This window comes from Ornithinimicrobium tianjinense (genome assembly GCF_014636495.1).
In the GTDB taxonomy this organism is placed as follows: domain Bacteria; phylum Actinomycetota; class Actinomycetes; order Actinomycetales; family Dermatophilaceae; genus Ornithinicoccus; species Ornithinicoccus tianjinensis.
In genome coordinates, this window is record NZ_BMEM01000003.1 from 116356 (window position 1) to 137749 (window position 21394).

General features: G+C 75.2%; 13 protein-coding genes. 5 read left to right on the forward strand and 8 right to left on the reverse strand.

The window, feature by feature from the left end:
• On the forward strand, positions 1 to 1107 hold the full coding sequence (wecB, locus tag IEV65_RS10370; protein WP_229735215.1) for a non-hydrolyzing UDP-N-acetylglucosamine 2-epimerase: 1107 nt from the start codon (positions 1 to 3) through the stop codon (positions 1105 to 1107).
• Positions 1104 to 3794, forward strand: coding sequence for a hypothetical protein (locus tag IEV65_RS10375; RefSeq protein ID WP_188430506.1), 2691 nt, complete (start codon positions 1104 to 1106; stop codon positions 3792 to 3794). Before wecB ends, IEV65_RS10375 begins: the two co-directional genes overlap by 4 nt.
• Here the strand turns inward: IEV65_RS10375 and IEV65_RS10380 are convergent.
• Genes IEV65_RS10380 through IEV65_RS10390 form a run of 3 tightly spaced genes read right to left on the reverse strand, consistent with a single transcriptional unit; the run spans position 3757 to position 8984 of the window.
• Positions 3757 to 6294, reverse strand: coding sequence for a glycosyltransferase (locus IEV65_RS10380; protein ID WP_188430508.1), 2538 nt, complete (start codon positions 6292 to 6294; stop codon positions 3757 to 3759). The two genes, IEV65_RS10375 and IEV65_RS10380, sit on opposite strands and share 38 nt — an antisense overlap.
• The gene (locus IEV65_RS10385; RefSeq protein WP_188430510.1) at positions 6287 to 6646 is read right to left on the reverse strand and encodes a hypothetical protein; all 360 of its coding nucleotides are present in this window, start codon (positions 6644 to 6646) and stop codon (positions 6287 to 6289) included. Before IEV65_RS10385 ends, IEV65_RS10380 begins: the two co-directional genes overlap by 8 nt.
• 4 nt (positions 6647 to 6650) lie before the next feature.
• Complete coding sequence (locus tag IEV65_RS10390) at positions 6651 to 8984, reverse strand: glycosyltransferase (protein ID WP_188430512.1); 2334 nt, start codon at positions 8982 to 8984, stop codon at positions 6651 to 6653.
• A 51-nt stretch (positions 8985 to 9035) separates the two neighbouring features.
• Here IEV65_RS10390 and IEV65_RS10395 point away from each other — a divergent pair, with 51 nt between their 5' ends.
• Positions 9036 to 10253 (forward strand): glycosyltransferase family protein, encoded by a 1218-nt coding sequence (locus IEV65_RS10395; protein ID WP_188430514.1) that lies wholly within the window; start codon positions 9036 to 9038, stop codon positions 10251 to 10253.
• On the opposite strand, the gene IEV65_RS10400 is transcribed toward IEV65_RS10395, so the two are convergent.
• Positions 10250 to 12319, reverse strand: coding sequence for a glycosyltransferase (locus IEV65_RS10400; RefSeq protein ID WP_188430516.1), 2070 nt, complete (start codon positions 12317 to 12319; stop codon positions 10250 to 10252). The genes IEV65_RS10395 and IEV65_RS10400 overlap by 4 nt on opposite strands.
• Positions 12320 to 12340: 21 nt before the next feature.
• Positions 12341 to 13408, reverse strand: coding sequence for an inositol-3-phosphate synthase (locus IEV65_RS10405; protein ID WP_188430517.1), 1068 nt, complete (start codon positions 13406 to 13408; stop codon positions 12341 to 12343).
• A gap of 126 nt (positions 13409 to 13534) precedes the next feature.
• On the opposite strand from IEV65_RS10405, the gene IEV65_RS10410 reads away from it, so the two are divergent.
• Both IEV65_RS10410 and IEV65_RS10415 read left to right on the forward strand, forming a co-directional pair.
• Complete coding sequence (locus tag IEV65_RS10410) at positions 13535 to 15727, forward strand: transglycosylase domain-containing protein (RefSeq protein WP_188430519.1); 2193 nt, start codon at positions 13535 to 13537, stop codon at positions 15725 to 15727.
• A gap of 18 nt (positions 15728 to 15745) precedes the next feature.
• Positions 15746 to 17080: a glycosyltransferase 87 family protein gene (locus tag IEV65_RS10415; protein WP_188430521.1), complete on the forward strand. Its 1335-nt coding sequence runs from the start codon at positions 15746 to 15748 to the stop codon at positions 17078 to 17080.
• Here the strand turns inward: IEV65_RS10415 and IEV65_RS10420 are convergent.
• The 3 genes from IEV65_RS10420 to IEV65_RS10430 are packed head-to-tail and all read right to left on the reverse strand — an operon-like array spanning position 17077 to position 21384.
• Positions 17077 to 19308 carry an acyltransferase family protein gene (locus IEV65_RS10420; RefSeq protein ID WP_188430523.1) on the reverse strand — a complete coding sequence of 744 codons (2232 nt, stop codon included), beginning with the start codon at positions 19306 to 19308 and terminating at the stop codon, positions 17077 to 17079. The two genes, IEV65_RS10415 and IEV65_RS10420, sit on opposite strands and share 4 nt — an antisense overlap.
• Entirely contained in the window at positions 19305 to 19916 is a 612-nt protein-coding gene (locus tag IEV65_RS10425; protein WP_188430525.1) for a hypothetical protein, read from the reverse strand. The genes IEV65_RS10420 and IEV65_RS10425 overlap by 4 nt, the downstream gene beginning before the upstream one ends.
• Complete coding sequence (locus IEV65_RS10430; protein WP_188430527.1) at positions 19909 to 21384, reverse strand: CCA tRNA nucleotidyltransferase; 1476 nt, start codon at positions 21382 to 21384, stop codon at positions 19909 to 19911. The genes IEV65_RS10425 and IEV65_RS10430 overlap by 8 nt, the downstream gene beginning before the upstream one ends.
• Between the last annotated feature and the right edge of the window lie 10 nt (positions 21385 to 21394).

The following is a 21394-nucleotide window of genomic DNA, read 5'->3' on the forward strand; positions in this document are numbered from 1 at the left end:
ATGACCGAGCACGTCCAGCCCCTGGTGATGCACGTCACCGGCGCCCGCCCCAACTTCCCGAAGGCCGCGCCCGTCCTCGCCGCGCTCGCCGACCTGCCGGTCCGCCAGCTGCTCGTCCACACCGGGCAGCACTACGACGAGCGGATGAGCGAGGTCTTCTTCCGGCAGCTGGGGCTGCCCGCCCCGGACGTCAACCTGGGCGTCGGGTCGGGCCCGCACGGCGCGCAGACCGCCGCGATCATGGTGGGCCTCGAGGAGCTCGTCCTCGAGCGGCGGCCGGACCTCGTCGTCGTCTACGGCGACGTCAACTCCACGGTGGCGGCCGCCCTCGTCGCGGCCAAGCTGCAGATCCCGCTGGCCCACGTGGAGGCCGGCCTGCGCAGCTTCGACCTGACCATGCCCGAGGAGATCAACCGGCTGGTCACCGACCGGCTCGCCGACCTGCTCCTGGTCACCAGCCCCGACGCCATCGCACACCTGGGCAACGAGGGCGTCGACCCCGACCGGATCCACCTCGTCGGCAACCCGATGATCGACACCCTGCTGCGTCACCTCGACGAGCTCGACGTCGACTCGGCGCGGACGCTCGTGGGCCTGCCCCCCGAGGAGCCCTACGTCGTCGCCACCCTGCACCGGCCGGGCAACGTCGACGACCCGGCCGACGTCGCCGAGCTGGTCGCCGCGGTCCACGGCGTCGCGGACCAGGTGCGCATCGTCATACCCCTGCATCCCCGGGGCCGCGAGCGCCTCCAGGCGGCCGGGCTCCTGGACCACGAGCGGGTCCTCGCCGCAGAGCCGCTCGGCTACCTGGAGTTCCTGGCCCTGGTCCAGGGGTCGGTCGGGGTCGTGACCGACTCCGGCGGCGTGCAGGAGGAGACCACCGTCATGGGCGTGCCCTGCCTGACGCTGCGGCCCAGCACCGAGCGCCCGGTGACGATCACGCACGGCACCAACCGCCTCGTCACCCGGGCCCAGCTGCCCGCCGTGATGGCCGAGGTGCTGTCGGCCGGCCGCGCCGCGCCGGGCACCACCCCCGTCCCGCCGCTGTGGGACGGCCAGGCCGGTCCTCGCATCGCCGCCGTGCTGGCGCGGCACCTGGGGCTGTGAGCAAGATGTCCGCCGTGCTGGACGGCGCCCACGCCCACGGCTACCTGCTGACCGCGGCCCGCCCGGGCGTCCCCGCGCGCCCGTGGCCCGCGGACGTCACCGGCTGGTCCGCGCACGACGACATCCTGCCCGGGCTCACCCTGCGCTCCCACCCCCGCACCGTGGTGAGGCACGCCGCCGGGGTGAACGGCGTCGTGGTGCTCCTGGGCCACCCCGTCGACGTGGACGCCGGGATCAGCGACGCCGCCCGGGTCGCCACCCGGCTCTGCGCGACCTGGGACCTCCAGGACGACGACGCGCTCGTCCGCGAGGCCGCGGGGCTGGGCGGACGGTGGACCCTCCTGGCCGCCCGTCGCCACGGCGAGCTGCTCGTCGTCCCCGACGCCCACGCCACCCAACCCGTGTTCTACGCCACCGCGGGCGGGCACCTGGCCCTGGCCAGCACGCCCGCCCTCGCGGCCGCCGCCCTCGACCTGCCGGTCGACGAGGACGCGCTGACCCTGCTGGCCGAGCTCCGCGAGCGGCGCCGCGGGGCCGTGACCTACCTGCCCGGCCTGCGGACGCCCTACGAGGGCCTGCTGCCGCTGGTCCCCAACTGCCTCCTGCGCATCGACCCCGCGACGTTGCACGTGGAACACCGGCGGTTCTGGCCGTGGCAGGACCGCGAGGAGCGGACGGACACCGAGGCGGTCTACCAGCGTTTCCGCGAGCGCCTCGCCGCGCACGTCCGGCTCCTCGCCGGGCTCGGCGTCCCCGCCCTCAGCCTCACCGCCGGCGGTGACAGCCGCGTGACGGCGGCGCTGGCTCACGAGCAGGTGCGCGCGGGGGGCGGCCTCGCCTTCACCTACGTCAACCCGCGCGACGCGCGCAACGGCGCCGCGGCCATGGCCGACGTCACCGGCGCGAGCGCGGTGGCCGCGCAGCTCGGCATCCCGCACCGGGTGCTGCGGTGGCGCCAGCCGCCGGAGGGCGGGGCCTTCGACCTGCTGCACCGCCGCACCTACGCCCCGCTCGTGCCCTCCCGCGGGGCCGCGCACGCGATGTGGGCCGACCTGCCGCGCGACCTCGTGCAGCTGCAGTCCAACGGCGCCGAGACGGGGACGGCCTTCCTGCGCCGCCGGACCGACGAGCCCCTCTCCCCGCTGCGGCTCGCGCGGATGATGATGCACGCCGCCGAGGGGCTCGAGGACCTGGCCGGCCGCATGTACACCGGTTACCTCGAGCACGCCGAGATGCAGCCGGCCCGCCTCCACGGCTACGACCACCACGACGTCTTCTACTGGGAGCAGCGGATGGGGCGCTGGGGCTGGCAGAAGTTCCTCGACGGCGACCTCGGGCACCGCGTGCTCGCCCCGTTCAACGACCGCGTGCTGCTCGAGACGATGCTGGCGCTGCCCTACCCGCAGCGGGAGAGCAAGATGCTGCTCGCGCGCGTGCTGGAGGACGTCCCCGCAGCGCGCCTGCCCCGCACCCCGGCGGCCCCGGCCTCGCTCGCCCGCTCCGTGACGGGGCTCCTGCCCGGCCGGGCGACCCGGCGCCTGGACGCCGTCGTCGGGCGACGCGAGCGCGCCGCCGAGACCTCCCGGCTCGCCTTCGCGCAGGGGTATGCCGTGCTGCCCCCGGGTGCGCACGGCACCCGGGTGCCGGCCGGCTGGGGACGGCTCACCCTGCCGCAGGGAGCCTTCGGCCGGACCTCCGGTGCCGGGATGGTGCTGCGCCACCATCCCCGGCTGCCCCACGCCTTCGCCGGCGACGGTTCGGGCTGGGTGCTGGTCCTGGGCGAGCCGGCCTGGCTGCGCCACGAGCTGGACGGGCCGCAGGTCGTCGCCAGGGTGCTGCACGACCTGCTCGTCGGCGGGACCCAGGGCCCCCAGCTGCTGGCGGACGATCGTGGGCGCGGCCTCGACGCGGTCGTGGCGGCGGGCGCGGGGCTGGTGGGTCGCTATGTCGTGGTGGTGGGCGACCGCCGTCGCACCCTGGTCATGACGGACCCGCTGTCCGCGCTGGGGGCCCACCTGCCCGCGGACAGCCCCGGGCTGGTGTCCCACGCCCGGCTGCTCGTGGGCGACACCCTCCCGCTCAGCCCCGACGAGGTGCTCGCCGTGGAGGGGGCGGGACCGACGCTCACCGAGCTCGACCAGCTCGTCGACCTGCCCTCGCTCGCCCTGCCCCGCCACGTGGAGGACCCGACGACCGGTGCGGACCGGCTGGCCCGGCACACCCGGATCCTGAGCCACCGCGGACCGGCCTGGCTGGGGCTCACCGCGTCCCGGGCGGGAGCCGAGCTGCTGCCGCACCTCGTCGCCAGCGCCGGAGGTGCGATCACCTGGTGGGACCGCACGGCCGACGACGCGGCGGCCGCAGACGTCATCGCCGCGTCCGAGCGCGCCCGCGAGGCAGGGGTGCAGCACCGCGTGGTCGGTCTGCGGGAGGACGCGGACGGTGGCCGGGCCGGCGACGCCCGCCGCGCCGCGGCTGCGGCGGCGCTGCGCACCACCTGGGGCGAGGGGACCGAGGACCGGCTGCCCGTCTCCTCCGCGCTCGACGCCGCGCTGCCCGCCGACGCCGTCCTCTGGCTGGGCGACCTACCCGGCACCGGCTCGCGGACGTGGGAGCTGGTCCAGGGGGTGCGCCGGGTCGCGCTGCCCTTCAGCGACCGGCTGCTGCCCCACCTGCCCCGTCGCTGACCCCGAGCTGGCGCAGCCGGGCGACGAACGAGGCGTGGCCGTAGCGCTCGCGGACCAGGTCCTGCACCTGGGCGACGCGCGCGGCATACCTCGCGGGGTCGCGCACGTAGGACTCGATGACCGCGCGAGACTCCTCGGGCAGGGCGTAGTCGAGCACGTCGCCGAAGACCGGCCGGTGCTTGGGGTGCGCGACCACGAGGACGCCGGAGGCCGCCGCCTCGAGCAGCACGCGGCCGAACGCCTCGTGCCGGCCGGGATGGTCCTGGTAGAGGAAGACGTCCAGGCCGGCGAGGAGCTCGCGGGGGTCCACGGAGCCGACGCGCAGCATCTCCCACTCGCGCGGGGGCCGGGTGTCCTCCCGCAGGCCGGCCTCCCGGCACAACCTCTTCCAGGTCGCCCGCGCGCCCATCAGGCGCACCACGTAGCCGGGGCCGATGTCGTAGGCCGCCAGCAGGTCCGCGTGCGTCGGCGGGAACTTCAGCGGGTGGTCGCGTGAGTAGCGCCCGACGACCACCGGGGCACCGCCGGCACCGGGCGGCCGGTCGTCGCGCACGTGCCACTCGTCGACGTCGATGAGCCCCGGGTTGTCCCACGGGGTGAGGGCCAGGCCGGGGTCCTGCTGGAGGAGCACCTGGCGCAGCACCGGTCCCTGCGGCACCCAGACGGGCTCGGTGCCGAACAGCTCGCGGGCCCGCGCGGTGACGTCGGCGACGACGTAGCGCTGGTCGGTGCCGTCCGGCTCCAGCGGCGCCTGGTTGGCCATGACCAGCAGGTGCCGCGGGCGGAGAGCCCGACCGGACGGCACGCTCGGCGGGTGCTGCAGCACGAGCGGGTAGCGCACCATGAGCACGTCCACCTCGACGTCGTCGTCCAGCTGGACCCACTCGACCTCGCCGCGCCGCACCAGGTCGACGACCGGCGCGCACAGCGGCAGGTCCTTGGTCGTCGCGAAGCGCAGCGCCTCCAGGTGCAGGATGCCCACGCGCAGCCCCGCCTCGCGCGCGGCGCGCAGCTCCTCGATCATCGAGCGCTGCGGCCCGCCGTAGCGGCGCCAGTCACCGCCCAGGACGAGGTCGAGGTGGGCGGGCGGCGGCGGCCCGGGGTCGTGCGCCTTGCGCCAGCGGCGCGGCTCGGGGAAGGCGCGCGGGCCCTCCGGGTCCAGGTATGGCGTGGCGCCCGCGGCGATCTCCTCGTGCCAGGGCGTGTAGAGGCCCTTGTACTGGTGGCGGGCGCCGTGCCGCCACATCCTGGAGAACTCGTCGGAGGACAGCGTCTGGCCCGACCGCAGCAGCAGCAGGCACTCGTCGACGGTCACGACCGACCCGGCACCGAAGGCCGCCTCGATCCGTCGGGCGTACTCGGTGTCGGCGCCCTTGCGGGTGGGGTCGAGGAAGCCGACGCGGCCCAGCACCCGGGCGACCCGGAAGAGGAGCGTCGGCGCGGCGACCGCCCGGTGCCGGTAGCCCAGCCGGACCAGACCCAGCCCCTCGTCGACGCGCGCGCCGAGCCCGCGCGCGGCCAGCAGCGTCGGGTCGTCCTCGAGCTGCGCCACGAGCGTGGCGACGGACTGCGGGTGCAGCCAGTCGTCGGAGTCGAGCGTGGTGAAGTAGGTCCCGCGGGCCTGGGCGAGCGCGGTGTTGCGGGCCCGGTAGGTGCCACCGTTGGTGCGCTGGCGGATCACCCGGACGCGGGGGTCGAGCGCCTCGGCGCGCTGCAGCCAGGCCTCGGCCTCCGGGCCCGACGCGTCGTCGACGACGAGGATCTCGAGGTGCTGCCAGGTCTGGGCCAGCAGCGAGCGCACGGCGGTCAGGAGCGGTGGGCCGGGGCGGTAGGCGCTGACGGCGACGGTGACGAGCGGGTCGCCGTCGTGGTCGGCGCGCGGGAGCGGGTCGGTCGTGAGCCGGTCGAAGGCGGTGCCCCCGAGCGTCGGGTCCAGGCGCAGCGGCGCGAGGGCCTCCGAGTGGAGCGCAGCGTCGACGAGGGCCAACCAGGCCGCCCCGCCGTCGGGCCGCGCCAGGTCGGCGCGCACCGCGGCGGCCACGTCGGCGGGGACCGACGGGTGGTCGAGCAGCTCCGCGCAGCCGGCCCCGTCGCCCTCGAGGCAGCGCAGGTGCAGAAGCACCAGGACCGCCTGCGGGTGCAGGTCGTCCAGCCGTCCGGCCCGGGCCAGCGCCTCGAGGATCGCGCGCCCACGCGCGACGTCGGCCGGGTCGGGGGTCTGCAGGGCCAGCACCCGGGCCAGCTGGCCGAGGTGGAAGGCGTCGGCGCCGTCGGGCAGGGCGGCCCGCCCGGGCGCGCCGGCACGGCATACCTCCTGCGCCCAGGCGTCCACCTCCTCGGCCGAGTGACCGGGCCAGGCGGCCTCGACGAGCACCTCCCGGGCGTGCAGCGACCGGGTGCGCAACGCGGTGACCGCCAGCGCGTCGGGGTGGTCGAGCAGGATCTGGTTGCGCGCGGTGTCGCGGGTCACGCCCGCGCGGGTGGCGACGGGCTCAGCCACGGTCCTCGAGCCGGCGCAGCGCCGCGTCCACGCTGTCCTGGAGGCGGTCGAGGCGGCCGGTGTACTGGGCCTGGAGGGCGCGGACGGTGCCGACGACGTCGTCCGTGGTGGGAGCCGCGCGGCCCGCGCCCCGCTGGGCGTCGAGCTCGGTGCGCAGGGTCGCCCGCAGCGCGCGCACCCGGTTGTGAGCGTCGAGCGCGACCAGGAGCACCGCCGTGAGCAGCGCGGTCGTCACCAGCGCGACGAGCCACCACCAGCCGAGCAGCGCGCCGACGACGGCGAGCACGCAGGCGGCGGCGCCGAGGGCGGCTCCGGCGAGGAGGACCTTCTGGGGCGTCACGCGGATCTGCACGGCGTCACGCTACCCCGGCGCCGGGGGTGGTGAGGGAGCGGTAGAGCTCGGTGTAGCGGGCGGCGTTGCGGGCCCAGGTGCGCTCGCGGACCACCCACTCCCGGGCGCGCGCCGCCACGGTGGCCCGGCCGTCGGGGTCCTCGGCGAGCCGCTCGAGCAGGTCGGCGAGCGCCGCCGCGTCGCCAGCCGGGTAGGACCAGCCCCGCTCGCCGTCGCCGATCACCTCCAGCAGCGCGGGCTGGGCGGAGACCACGACCGGTAGCCCCATCGCCATCGCCTCGAACGGCTTGAGCGGGGTGACCAGGCGCGCCGCCCGCTCGTCGCTGCGGGGGACGACGAGGACGTCGAGCAGCGCGTAGGAGGCGGCCACCTCCTCGTGCGGCACCCGCCCGGTGAAGGTGACGACGCCGTCCGCGCCGAGCTCGGTGGTCAGCGCGCGCAGGTCCGCCTCCCCGGTGCCCGTCCCGACGACCAGGCACAGCGTGGGGCGCCCCCGGGCCTGCAGCAGCACCGCCGCGCGCACGAGGTCCTCGACCTGCTCGCGGGCGTGGTCGAGGTTGCTGACGTAGCCGAAGGTGAAGCGGCCCACCGCGTCGTGGCGCCGCGCGAGCGCGTCGTCCCGCGGGACGGGGGCGAGCCGGTCGGGGTCGACCGCGTTGGGCACGACGTGCACGCGTCCGGCCGGGACGCCGCGGCCGACGAGGTCGTCGCGCATCGTGCCGGCCAGGGTCACGGTCGCGTCCGCCCGCGTGGCGAGGTCGGCCTCGCGCGCCATCCGCCGCTCGAACGTCTCCCCGCGCTCCGCCCGCACCTGGTCCTGCGTCCACGTGGACTCGAAGAGCCCCCTGACCTCGTAGACCCACGGCAGCCCGGTCGCGGCCGCGACCGCCGCCCCGACCACGCCGAGGTCGTAGCCGCGGTGCCCGGAGTGGACGTGAAGGACGGCCGGGCGCTCGCGCGCCACGAGGTCGAGCACCGCGGCTGCCGCCGCCTCGAGGTATGCCGTGCCCGTCGCCGCCACCACGGGCGGCGGCAGCAGGTGGCGGACGCCGTCGACGACGACCTCCTCCAGGACACCCGGCACCGGCTCGTCCGCGGGCTCGTCCGCGCGCTCGGGCACCGCGAGCGCCACCACGTCGACGCCTGCCTCGACCAGGGCCCGCAGCGTGTGGTGCCCCCGGACGCTGTAGCCCGCCTGGCGCTGCGGGAGGGTCGTCTTGAGCAGGTGCAGCACCCGGCCGGGCACCGGGTCGACGGGCGTGGACGGCAGCGCGGGCAGCCAGCCGGGGTCCGTCTCGCGGAGGCGGTCGTCGACGCGGTCGGTCGGCAGGCCCCGCGCCTCCAGCACCCGGCGCTCCAGGCTGAGCGACCCGGTGACGCGGGTCAGGTAGGCCATCTCGCGCAAGAGCACCGGGTCGGGGGCGTCGAGCAGCTCACCGACGAGCCGCAGCGCCTCCTCGTCGCGTCGCTCGCGGCCGAGACGCACCAGGGTGGCAGCCTCCTCGCCCAGCACGAGCGCGGCGAGCTCCTCCGGCGACGGCGCGGCGGCCGGGCCGACGACGAGCCCGGGGCGGTCGAGCAGGTGACGCCAGGGGCTGGACCGGTCCTGCGGCCGCGGCAGATGGACGACCCGCACGCGCTCGGGCAGCCCGGGCAGCTGCGCGACGACCGGCCCGAGCCCGTCGAGCACGAGCACCTCCGCGTCGTCCGGCACCGGCGCGCCGGGGGCCAGCACCTCCACCCGCGCGCGCAGGGCGGGGGCCGTGCCGGACGGCAGCCAGCGTGGCGCCGACCCCGCGGCGTCCCCCACCGCGACGACGACCCGGTGCATGGCGCCGGGGCTCGTCGGTGCCCGGACGGTCCTGGGTGCGGGGGCCGACGGCTCCCCCTGCACCCGCCTCGTCGCGACGTCCTCGGCGATCCGCTCTGCGGCCTTGTCCCAGGTCAGCACCGGCACCGTCGCACCGCGCCGCGCCCGCCAGCGGGCCAGCGCCTGGGCGGCGTCGTCGTCGGTCGCCACGAGGCAGGTCGGGCCCGCGCCGTCCGGCGCCGGCTGCGCCAGGGCGTCCTCCAGCCACGTCGACCCCTCGAGCGCGTCGCCCAGCTCGGCCGACGTCCCGCGCAGCACCCGGCGCGCCAGGCTCTGCACCAGGCCTCCCACCACGCTCGACGTCGTCACCGGCGCCGTGAGGCGGTGCCACTGCACCACCTCGTCGGCCGGGGGTCGCAGCGCCGCAGCCCGGACGGGCACGCCATACCGCACCGCGAGACCGAGCAGGGCCGGGACCGCGGGGTCGTCCACGCGGGCCCCGACCGCGACATACCGCTCGCTCGCCATGGGGCGCAGTCTCCCAGACGCGCCCGCGAGCCCAGGGCTAGAGTGGCCGCGATGTCCACCACCGTCCCCGCGCCCGGCGTCGCGCGCGACCTCGTGGTCGCCTACTGCTACCCGCCCTACGTCGACACGTCCGCGATCGTGGCGGCCAAGCGGGTGCGCGAGCACGGACGCCCGGTCGACGTGCTGCAGAACGCCCTCGGGTCGCTGCGTCGGACCGATCCCGGCCTGGAACGGATCGCCGGCGACCTCGTCGTCCGGCGGCACGAGGTGCCCTCGCGCAGCCACTTCGCCTCCTGGGGCGCGATGTCGCGGTTCGTCGAGCTGGGGCTGCAGCAGGCGCTGGCGTGGGACCGCGAGGGAGAGGGCTACGAGCGCGTCTACAGCCGGGCGCAGTTCGTCGCGAGCCACCTGCTGGCGGCCCGCCTGGTCCTGCAGCGGCCCGACCTGCGGTGGACCGCGGAGTTCTCCGACCCGCTCTCGCTGGACGTCACCGGGGCGACGCGGCGCTCGGCCGCCGGTGAGGGCGTGCTGCTGCGCCGCCTCGCCGAGGGCGTGCGGGCTGCGGGGTTCGAGCCGCCGACGAGCAACAACGCCTTCGAGTGGGTGGAGGTGCTTCCCTACGCCCTCGCCCACGAGCTGGTCTTCACCAACGAGCGTCAGCGTGACCTGATGGTCTCCAGGGTCGCGGACGAGCGGCTGCGCGCCCGGATCCTGGAGCGGGCCACCGTCTCCCCGCACCCCACGCTGCCGCGGGAGTTCTACGCCATGGCCAGCCCGGAGCTGGAGCTGGAGCCGGACCGGGTGCACCTGGGCTACTTCGGCAACTTCTACGCCTCGCGCGGCATGGAGACCGTGCTCGACGCGCTGCGCGGCCTGCCCGACGCGCTCCGGGACCGGCTCGTCCTGCACGTCTTCGCGGGGTCGCGCAAGGAGCTCGACGCCCAGGTGCGCGAGCGCGGGCTGGGCCGGTGGGTGCGGACCCGGCCGTTCGTCGGCTACCTCGACTTCCTCGCGCTCTCGACCCGGATGGACGTGCTGCTCGTCAACGACGCCGTCACGCGCGGCACCGACCTGCAGGTCAACCCCTACCTGCCGTCCAAGCTCAGCGACTACCTCGGCAGCGGCCGTCCGGTCTGGGGCATCGTCGAGGAGGGTTCGCCGATGTCGACGCTCGACCTCGCGCACCGTTCCCCGGTCGGCCACGTCACCGCCGCGGTGCAGGTGCTCGCCCGGATCGCGGCGGGGGCGTCGGGGGCGGCGGGACGCTAGCCCAGCACGATCCGCCGGAAGCTCTCCTGCGTGGTGCCGGTCGCGAAACGCTCCTGCACGACCTGGCGGGCCGCCGCCGAGGCCTGCGACCACGCGGGCTCCTCGGCCAGGCCGTGGATCCGGGCCACCGCCGCCTCGACGCTGTCCACCACCCAGTCCTCCGGGAAGAGCGACCGCGCCCCGCCCAGGGAGGCGAAGACCGGCCAGTCGCGCACGACCGGCACGGCCCCGGAGGCGGCGCCCTCGACCAGGCCCAGCCCGAACGACTCGCGTCGGCTGGTGCTGAGGATGAAGCCGGACGCGGCGAGGTGGGGGGCGAGGTCGTCGGTCCAGGCCACGAGGTCCACGGAGTCCCGCACGTCCTCGCGGACCAGGCGGGCCCAGAACTCCCGGGCGTAGGCCAGCGTGCTCTCCACGGGGTGGAGCAGGAAGTCCGCCCCGACGAGGGACAGCCGCCACGCGGGGTCCTGCGCCCGCAGCGCAGCCAGGACCTCCAGCGCGAAGAGCGGGTCCTTCACACGCTGCCCCCAGCCCACCACGAGCAGCCGACGGCGGTGCCCCTCGGTCTTGTGCGTCGGGATGCGCTCCGGCTGCAGCACGTTGGGCACGACGTGCACGCGGGTGGTGGCCAGCCGGTCGCCCAGCAGCCGCTCGACCAGGGTCCGCAGGTGCGGGCTGACGAGGACGAGGTCGCCGACCCGGCTCCAGTCGATGAGGTGGATCCAGGGGGACAGCGCGTCCATGCTGTGGATCCGCACCGTCACCGGCAGCCCCTCCGGGGCGGTCATCACCGTCTCCAGCGCCCCCCGGTCGGCCCAGTCGACGAAGAGGGCGTCCGCCGCCTCGAGCTCCTCCCGGAGCACGAGGTCGGGCGGGACGGGAGCGCCGACCGCCTGCCGGAGCCGCCGGTCGACCAGCGGGCGGCTGGTCCCGAGCCACCGCAGCTCCGGCCGGGCGTTGAGCGGCAGGACGGTGACGTCGGCGACCTCCTCCAGCGCCGCGACGACCGGAGGGGAGAACTGCGGGAAGGTGCCCGGCGCCACCACCACCCGCGGCCGGGCTCCGGTATGCCGTCGCGCGCCCTCGCGGACGCGCTCCAGCCGGGGGGTCTGCGGGGTGGGTGACGCCAGCAGGCTGCCGACCCGGGACCCGCGCCAGGCGGCCAGGAAGGTGTCAGGGTCCTCGACGAGCGGCGAGGTGAGGGCGTCGGCGTGCAGCTCGCGGTGGAAGAGCAGACGCAGGGCCAGCGTGGCCCGGTCGGCAGCCGCCTCGAGGTCGTCCGCCTCCAGGGCACGGTCGGCCGAGGCGACCACCCCGGCGACCGCGGCGCCCAGGTCCGGGTCACCCTCTCCGGAGGCGGCGGTGCCGGCGAGCGCCCGCAGCCCGCGGGAGAGGGCCAGCCGGTCGGGGTCCTCGTCGCCGTCGACCTCCAGCAGGTGTGCGGCGCGCAGCGCGAGCGCGTGCTCGTTGCGGCCGAGGAGGACCTCGACGAGCCGGGCGAGGGCCTCCTGGCGGGCCGGCCGCTCGAGGCCGCCCACCAGCTCGACGCGGTCGAGCAGCGTCCGCCCCTCCTCGCGGCCGAGGGTGTCCGGGTCGTCGAGCCAGGACTCCACGTCCCGCCACGTGCCGGCGAGCTCGGCCCACCGGCTCAGCTCCTCCGCGGTCACCAGGGGCGGTGCCGCCACGGGGGCCCTGCCCTCGGCGGCGACCTTCTCCGCTTCGGGGCCGACGACCACCAGCGCGTCGGCCTGCTCGAGCTCGCGCTGGGCCAGCGGGTCGAGCCGGAGCGCACCCAGGAGGGTGCCCCGGTCGGCGAGCAGCCGGCGGGGCGACCCGGAACGGGCGACCCGCAGCAGCGCCCGTGGGCGGCGGGGCACGGCGGGCCGCACCGGCCGACGTCCCTTGAACTGCCGCAGCCGCGCGCTCGGCTCACCGTCGCGCCACATGAGGACCACCCGGTCGCCACGGAGCGCCATACCGCGCAGCGCCTCGGCGATCTCGTCGAGCTCGACCGCGTCCGCGGCCAGCGCGACGACCCGTCGCGAAGGGGTGTGCTTCGTCGTCACGAGGACGACCCTACGACCTCGTCAGCCGGCGATGAACGCCTCGACCTCGGCGCGGCCCTCCTCGTCGGGCATCTGCACCGGCGGCGACTTCATCAGGTAGGCCGAGGCGCCGATGACCGGGCCGCCCTGGCCGCGGTCCTTGGCGATCTTGGCGGCCCGGAGCGCGTCGATGATGATGCCCGCGGAGTTGGGCGAGTCCCAGACCTCGAGCTTGTACTCGAGGTTGAGCGGCACGTCGCCGAAGGCGCGCCCCTCGAGGCGGACGTAGGCCCACTTGCGGTCGTCGAGCCACTGGACGTAGTCGGAGGGGCCGATGTGCACGTCGCGGTCGGCGAAGTCCTTGCTGACGTTGGAGGTCACGGCCTGCGTCTTGGAGATCTTCTTGGACTCCAGGCGCTCGCGCTCGAGCATGTTCTTGAAGTCCATGTTGCCGCCGACGTTGAGCTGGTAGGTGCGGTCGAGCACGACGCCGCGGTCCTCGAAGAGCTTGGCCATGACGCGGTGGGTGATCGTCGCGCCGACCTGGCTCTTGATGTCGTCGCCGACGATCGGGACGCCGGCGTCCTCGAACTTCTTGGCCCACGCGGGGTCGGAGGCGATGAAGACCGGCAGGGCGTTGACGAAGGCCACGCCCGCGTCGATGGCGCACTGCGCGTAGAACTTGTCCGCCACCTCGCTGCCGACCGGGAGGTAGGACACGAGCACGTCGACCTCGGCGTCCTTGAGCGCCTGCACGACGTCGACCGGCTCGGCGTCGGACTCCTCGATCGTCAGGGAGTAGTACTTGCCGAGACCGTCGAGGGTCGGCCCGCGCTGCACGGTGACGCCGGTCGGGGGGACGTCGGCGATCTTGATCGTGTTGTTCTCGCTGGCCACGATGGCCTCCGAGAGGTCGAAGCCCACCTTCTTCGCGTCGACGTCGAACGCCGCCACGAACTCCACGTCGCGGACGTGGTAGTCACCGAACTGCACGTGCATCAGACCGGGGACGGCCGCGTCCGGGTCGGCGTCCTTGTAGTACTCGACACCCTGGACCAACGAGCTGGCACAGTTGCCCACGCCCACGATCGCCACGCGCACCGCTGCCATTGTGAAACTTCTCCTCAAAGGGGTCGACAGGGCCACGACCTGCTGGCCGCGCACCACCTAGCCTCAACATCTTCGCAGTCGCGCCCATTCCGCTTCCGCTCAGGTTCGGGCGGGCACAATGGGCGGGTGAATCCCTCGACCCCCTCCACCCGCCGCGAGGCGCGCGCCCAGCGGAAGCGGCCCCGGCGGCGGGGCCAGCGGCTGCGCACGGTCCTGCTGTGGGTGCTCGGTCTCGGCCTGCTCGGCGTGGCCGTGGCGGCCGGCGCGTTCGCGTTCGCCTACACGCGGACGCAGATCCCCGAGCCCAACGACTTCGCGGACGCGCAGAGCACGATCCTCTACTACGCCGACGGCGAGACGGAGCTGGCGCGCTTCACCGGCGGCTACGACCGGGAGAACGTCACCCTCGACCAGGTCCCCGACCACGTCCAGAAGGCCGTGCTCGCTGCCGAGGACCGGTCCTTCTACGAGAACGAGGGCGTCTCGATCACCGGCACGTTGCGCGGGCTCTACCGCTCGCTGCGGGGCCAGGGCCTGCAGAGCGGGTCGACCATCACCCAGCAGTACGTCAAGAACTACTACCTCACCGCCGACCAGACGCTGACGCGCAAGGTCAAGGAGATGGTGATCTCGGTCAAGATCGACAACGAGCAGTCCAAGGACCAGATCCTCGAGAACTACCTCAACACCATCTACTTCGGCCGCGGCGCCTACGGCATCGAGACCGCGAGCCAGGCCTACTTCGACAAGGACGTCAGCGAGCTCAGCGTCGAGGAGGGCGCCTTCCTCGCCTCGGTGATGAACGCCCCGTCGCTGTTCGACCCCGACTACGCCGACGGCAACGAGGAGCGGGCCCGGGCGCGGGTCGACTACGTCCTCGACGGCATGGTCGACCAGGGGTGGCTGGACGCCGCGGCCCGCGACGCGGCGACCTTCCCGGAGATCGGCGAGCCCGAGCCCGCCACCGCGGCACGGGGCGTGGACGGGTATGTCGCTCAGCTGGTCCGCGCGGAGCTGCGGGACCGCCTCGAGCTGGACGACGCCGCGATCGACAGCAGCGGGCTGCGCGTCACGACCACCATCGTCAAGAAGCACCAGGACGCCGCCAAGGCCGCGGTCAAGGAGTTCATGCCGACCGGCGAGGGCACCGACGACCTGTCGGCCGGCCTCACCGCGGTCCGGCCCGCCGACGGCGCGATCACCGCGATGTACGGCGGCGCCGACTACCAGAAGACCCAGCTCAACGCCGCGACCGACGCCCGGGTGCAGGCGGGCTCGCTGTTCAAGCCGGTCACGCTCGTCGCCGCGGTCGCCGCCGGGGTCGACACCCTGACGACCTTCCCCGGACCCAGCCCGATGACCTTCGGCGTGGGCGGCGGGACGGTCGACGTGCGCAACTTCCGCGACGTCTCCTTCGGCACCCTGGACCTGCGGGTCGCCCTGGCCGAGTCGGTCAACACGATCTACGTCCAGCTCAACGAGGAGATCGGCCCGGAGAAGACGGTCCAGGCCGCGATCGACCTCGGGCTGCCCGAGGACACCCCGGGCCTGGGCACCGACCTGACCAACGTGCTCGGCACCGCCTCGCCCACCCTGGTGCAGATGACCAACGCCTACGCCACCCTCGCGGCGGAGGGCGAGCGTTCCAGCACCTACCTCGTGGCCGAGGTGGTCGACCGGACGGGCGCCACGACATACGAGGCCGAGCCCGAGACCGAGGAGGGCATCGACCGCGACGTCGCCGTCGACGTCACGGACGCGATGACCTACGTGATGACGCAGGGCTCGGGTCTCGGCGCGGGCGACATCGGCCGGCCGAGCGCCGGCAAGTCGGGCACGAGCGAGAACAACGTCTCGGCCTGGTTCGACGGCTTCGTGCCCCAGCTCGCCGCGGGCGTGGTGATGTACAAGGGCGACGGCACCGTCCCCATGCAGAACGTCGCGGGGCTGGACCAGGTCACCGGCGGCACGTTCCCCGCGCAGATCTGGGGCGAGTTCATGCGGCGCGCGATGGACGGCGAGGAGGTCGTGCCCTTCCCGGAGCGGGTGGGCGTCGGCGAGCTCCTCAACACCACCGAGGCGCCGCAGGTGGAGCCGACGACCGAGGCCCCCTCGCCCACGACCAGCGAGGAGCCGACCGAGACGACGAGCGCGGAGCCGACGACGCCGGAGCCCACCACCCCGGAGCCGACCACGCCGGAGCCGACCACGCCGGAGCCGACGACACCCGAGCCCACCACCCCGGAGCCGACCAGCCCGGAGCCGACGTCGCCCCTGCCGAGCCTGCCCACGCTGCCCGCCCCGCCGGGCAACGGCTAGCACCTTAGATTGGGGCGCATGACGACACCGGCACCCGGGGACTTCCGCCGCGACGTGCCGTACGTCGTGCCGTCCTGGTCCGACCCCGTCGTGCGGCTCGCCACCTCGGTGGTGGGCGGGCCGACCGGGAGGTATGCCGTGGTCGGCGCCCGCGGTCTCGTCGGTGTCGCCGTCACCCTGGTGCTGCTCGGCTCCGCCGTCCTCGCCCTCGGCGTGTGGCAGAAGGGCCACTGCCTGATGAAGGGCTGGAGCACGCCCGACCAGTTCTGGCGGGCGTGCTACTCCGACCTGCCGGTCGTGCACGTGAGCTCGCCGCTGGCGGAGCGGGCGCTGCCCTGGTCGGGAGCGGCGCCCTCCGACCAGCCGCCGTTGTCCGGGCTGGCCATGTGGCTCGTGGCGCAGGTCTCCCCCAGCGCCGGCCAGGGGCTGGGCCCCCAGCAGTGGGTGTTCGCGCTGTGGGCGCTGGCCGCGACGCTGCTCCTGGCGCTGGCCGTGGTCGCCGCGGTGGGACTCCAGCCGCACCGCCCCTGGCAGGCCGCCCACCTGGCGGTCAGCCCGGTCCTGGTGACGCTCGCCCTCGTGTCGACCGACCTGCTCGGGGTGGCCCTGACGCTGGCCGGGCTGTGGGCGTGGCGGCGGGATCGCGCGTGGACCGGCGGCGCGCTGCTCGGCCTGGCCACGCTGGTCCGACCCTTCCCGCTCGTCTTCGTCATCGCGATCGTGCTGGTCGCCTGGCGGCTGCGGCAGCCCCTGCCCGCCGCGAGGGTCGTCGTCGGGGCGCTGCTCGCCGCCCTGGCCGTCGTCGTGCCGCTCGTCCTCGTCGAGCCGCAGGCGCTCACCGGGGCCCAGCGGTGGTGGAGCCAGGGCGCCGGCTACGGAGCGCTGCAGATGGTCCCCGCGCTCAACGGTCTGCACCTGCCAAGCGAGCTGACGGTCGGTCTGGCGGTGGGTGGCTGGGTGGCGGGAGCCGCCCTCGCCGGCTGGGTGGTGTCGCGGCCGTGGCGGCGGGTGCTGGCGGTCCACCAGGTCGCCGCGCTCGTCATGCTCCTCGTCGTGCTGACCGCTCCGTCATTGTCGGTGCAGTCCGGCCTGTGGGTGCTGCCCTTCCTGGCGCTGTCCTCCCGTCCCTGGGGGGAACACCTGGTGTGGGCCGGCGCCGAGACCCTGCACTTCGTCATGACCTGGTTGCACATCGCCTTTGCCAGCGACCCCGGGCGCGGGCTGCCCGCCTCGACCTACTCGCTCGTCGTGCTCCTGCGGGTCGCCGCGTGGGCCTGGGTGCTGTGGCGCGTCGCGCAGGAGCCGCCCGACGGCCCCGTCCGGGCGCGTCGCGGCCGGGTCTGGCGCGCCTAGGGTCCGGTGCGCAGCTGCGTGAGCGCCACGACGGGGAGCAGCTGCTGCTCGACCAGGCCGCGCAGGGAGCGGACATAGGTCGCCGACACGTGGTTGGAGTCGCGCCACACGACGACGCCCCCGACGACGGGGTCGCACTCCTCCGCGGGGCAGATGGCCTTCGTGAGGTCCACCACGGGCAGGTCCGGCCGCAGCTCGGCGAGCAGCGCGTGCCCGGTGCCGCTGCGGGTCAGCCCCTCGGAGCGGTCGAAGACGCACCGGGTCGCGCGGTCCTCGTTGGCCACCAGGCACTCGGGCACGTCGAACGGCGGCCGCGGCACGTCGCGCAGGAGCACCGGCTCGATGCCGGCGGCGCGCAGCTGGTCGACCCGCCGCGCCAGCGCCTCGGCCACCGCCTCGTCCGAGGCGCCGTAGCTCGCGGAGGACATCACCACGACGTCCGGGTCCAGCTCGACGAGCCGGTCGAGCACCTTCTCCTGGTATGCCGTGCACTGCTCGTAGCCCTGCGGCGCCTGGCCGCGCGAGAAGCTCAGCTCGTCGACCGGCGGGCAGGACGACTTGGCGACGGTGACCACCCGCCAGCCGCGCTCGCGACCGATCTCGTCCAGCGCCGTCACCCACATCGCGGCGTGGCTGTCGCCGAACAGCGCGATCGTCACCGGGCCGTCGGGATCCCCGGCCTCGCAGACACCGACCTTGCTCTCGGTCAGCCCGGGGAAGCAGCCCTCGGGGGTGAGCACCGGGCGGTCGGCCGGCACCTGCTCGACCGGGACGGCCAGCTCGCCGAGCGTGTCGGGCATCCGCTCCGGCGCGGCGGCCAGCTGCTCCTCCGTGCCCGACCCGCCGCCCGGCGCGGGGGCGTCGGCGAGGGTGCCGGCACCCACCGGCTGCCGCAGGTCGTCGACCAGCGCCGGGGTGCGCCACGCCACGGCCTCGCCGTCCACGCGCGGCGGCGCCACGGACATGAGCGTCAGCCCGAGCAACGCACCCGCGAGGCTGCAGCTGGCGCCGAGCCGGAGGGCGCGATAGGTCGCCACCCCCGGGCCGACCCGCGCCTGGAGGACGCGACCGCGCACGCGGACGGGCTCCTCGACATACCGGAAGGAGAGCCAGGCCGGCAGCACCGAGACGAGCACCGCCACGAGCCCCCACTGGACCGGCAGGGACACCGGGCCCCCGCTGCCGACGGCGAGGATCGAGGCGGCCGCGGCGACGAACGGCCAGTGCCAGAGGTAGAGGCTGTAGCTGATCCGTCCGACCCACTGCATCCAGCGGGCGCGGAGGATGAACTCTGGCCCCCACAGGCCGGCGCGCGCCCCGGAGATCAGCACGAGCGCGGTGCCGACCGTGGGCCACAGCGCCGCCGTCCCCGGGAAGGGAGTGTGCTGGTCGATCGCGAAGAGCGAGGCCATGATCATCACCAGGCCGAGCCAGCCGAGGACCGCCGACAGCAGCCGCGGGATCGTCGGCCACCCGCGCGCGCCCAGCGCGACGACGGCGCCGATCATCAGCTCGTGGACGCGGGTGGGGGTGACGAAGTAGGCCTGCGCGGCATACGTCTGCGTCCACCAGTGCGACACCGCCAGGGAGGCGGCGAGCAGGGCCAGGGTGAGCGTCCACGAGGTGACCCGGAAGACGCGCGCGCGGCCGCGCGCCAGCACGAGCAGCCCCAGCAGGAGCACGGGCCAGACGACGTAGAACTGCTCCTCGACCGCCAGCGACCAGTAGTGCTGGACCGGGCTCGGCGCGCGCGAGACGTCGAGGTAGTCGGTCGCGCCCGAGGACATCCGCCAGTTGACGACGTAGGAGGCGGCGGTCAGCAGGTCGATGCCGGTGTCCCACCACCGGGTGCGCGGCAGGAAGAGCAGCGTGAGCACCGCGGTGCCCACCAGTGCGGCCAGGGCGGCCGGCAGCAGCCGGCGCGCGCGACGGGCGTAGAAACGGCCGAGGTCGATGCGGCCGCGCTCGCGCGCCTCCTCCAGCAGCAGGGCCGTCATGAGGAAGCCGCTGACCACGAAGAAGACGTCGACCCCGACGAAGCCGCCCGGCACCACGGTCACGCCCGCGTGCCAGAGCAGCACGCCGAGCACCGCGATCGCGCGCATCCCCTCGATGTCCGCGCGGAAGTCGCGGGGCACGGGCGGGACCTTGAGCGAGTGCCGGACCGCGCGCAGGGCCCGCAGCCGGGCGCGCGAGACCGGGGCCTCGGCGCCCTCGTCGACCGTCACCTCAGCCCTCCTGCGGGGCGGAGCTGGGTATGGCGGACCTCCCACCTTTCGTGGGTGAGCTCGAGCAGCGCGGCGAGGCCGAGGAGGCCGGCGGCCAGGGCCCACCACCGCAGGGGCTGGCCCGAGACGGGCGCGCTCGGCACGGTGGCGGGCGTTTGGAGCGAGAGGTCCTGCGGGTGCTCACGGATGACGAGGGCGGAGGCCGTGTCGGCGGCGAGCGCCGCGAGACGCGGGTCGTGGGCGAAGGCCGTGACAGCGAGCTCGCTGCCGTCGACGTTGTCGACGTCGACGCGGATCTCGCCCCGCCGCCGGGGGTCGAGCTCGAGGGCCTCCTCGACGTGGTGGGGCAGGTAGCGGCCGCTCAGCGCCACCGCGCCGCTGCTCGCGGCCCGGGGCGAGGAGGCGGTGAGGGTGGCGGTGGCGGCGTAGGTGTCCGGGCGCAGCAGGGACACGCTGACCACGACGACCAGCCCCAGCAGGACGAGCATCATCCAGGGCAGACCGGTGACCCGGTGGACCCAGGGCCGCTGCGCCGCGGTCGAGTGGCGGGAGCCGCTGCGCCGGGAACCTGGGCGGGGCGCCGCGTCCAGGGCGCGGTGCCTACCCATCCCCCGACTCCGGCTGCTCGCTCCACCACCGCAGCAGCTCCTCCCGCGCGGCCTCCGGGCCGACGGGGCCGGCGTCGAGCCGGAAGGCGAGCAGGTGCTTGTAGCCGCGGCCGAGGACGGGGCCCGGGGCGATGCCGAGGATCTCGGCGATCTGGTTGCCGTCCAGCTCCGGGCGGACCGCTCCCAGCTCCTCCGCGGCCCGGATGCGCTCGATCCGCCGCTCCAGGTCGTCGTAGCTGGCCGCCAGCCGGGCCGCCTTGCGACGGTTGCGGGTGGTGGAGTCCGAGCGGGTGAGCTTGTGCAGCCGCCCGAGGAGGGGGCCGGCGTCGGTGACGTAGCGGCGCACGGCGGAGTCGGTCCACTCCCCCGAGCCGTAGCCGTGGAAGCGCAGGTGCAGCTCGACCAGCCGGCTGACCGCCTTGACCGTGTCCTTGTCGAAGCGCAGCGCACGCAGGCGGGTGCGGGCCATCCGGGCGCCCACCAGCTCGTGGTGGTGGAAGCTGACGCCCCCGCCCGGCTCGAAGCGGCGGGTCGCCGGCTTGCCGATGTCGTGCAGGAGCGCCGCCAGGCGCAGCACCAGGTCCGGGCCGGGCACCTCGTCGGCGCCGGTCGCCTCCGGCGGGTCCTCGAGGGCGATCGCCTGGTCGAGCACGGTGAGGCTGTGCTCGTAGACGTCCTTGTGCCGGTGGTGCTCGTCGACCTCCAGCTGCAGCGCCGGCAGCTCGGGCAGCACCTCCTCGGCGAGGCCGGTCTGGACCATCAGCTCCAGGCCCGAGCGCGGGTCGTCGGCGAGGAGCAGCTTGACCAGCTCGTCCCGCACCCGCTCGGCGGAGACGATCGACAGGCGCGACGCCATACCGGACATGGCGGTGAGGACCTCGGGCGCGGGCACCAGGCGCAGCTGGGCGGCGAACCGGGCCGCCCGCATCATCCGCAGCGGGTCGTCGCTGAAGGAGACCTCCGGGGTGTGGGGCGTGCGCAGCGCGCGCTCCTGCAGGTCCTCCAGCCCCCCGTGCGGGTCGACGAAGGTCAGGTCGGGCAGCCGCAGCGCCATCGCGTTGACGGTGAAGTCGCGGCGGACCAGGTCCTCCTCGAGGTTGTCGCCGAAGGCGACGACCGGCTTGCGCGACTCGGGGTCGTAGGCGTCGGCGCGGTAGGTGGTGACCTCCACGACGACGTCGCCGCGACGCGCGCCGATGGTGCCGAAGGCCCGGCCCACGTCCCAGGTCGTGTCCGCCCAGGCCTCGAGGACGTGCTCGATCTGCTCCGGCGAGGCCGAGGAGGTGAAGTCGAGGTCCGGGGAGGTGCGGCCGAGGAAGGCGTCGCGCACCGGCCCGCCGACGAGCGCGAGCTCGTGCCCGGCGGCGGCGAAGCGCTCGCCGAGGTCGGTCAGCAGGGGCAGGCTCGGGGACAGGTGTCGCAGGGCCTGGAGCAGCAGGGCGCCTTCGGGCGTGGTGGAGGTGGACATTGTTCTCAAG